This is a genomic window from Spirulina sp. CCY15215, from assembly GCF_016888125.1.
Taxonomy (GTDB): domain Bacteria; phylum Cyanobacteriota; class Cyanobacteriia; order Cyanobacteriales; family Spirulinaceae; genus CCY15215.
In genome coordinates, this window is sequence record NZ_JACSWA010000522.1 from 1 (window position 1) to 287 (window position 287).

General features: G+C 38.0%; 1 pseudogene. It reads right to left on the bottom strand.

The window, feature by feature from the left end:
* Positions 1-287, bottom strand: a pseudogene (locus JUI58_RS17830) (HNH endonuclease); the annotation flags it as partial.

Here is a 287-nt window from a genome sequence, read left to right on the forward strand (position 1 = left end):
TTCCATGACCTGTTGCTTTGATTAGCAATGGCTTGCTTGTTAATAATTCTAAATTATTAACATCGCCTACACACGCTGCATCAATCCAATGTTCTTTAGGTAGTTTTAATCGTGTTCTGTTGAATTTAGTTTTACCTCCTGACCCTGTGGTTGTTGTTAGTCCGATAGCTTGTAAAGCGTTGAACAAAGACCATCTAGTAGAATTGACAGCCGACGCATCCCTTAAAGGGCGTTTTGCTTGAGATAGAATGCGTTTTAACACTTCAGGTTTTTTAGCTAAAAATACA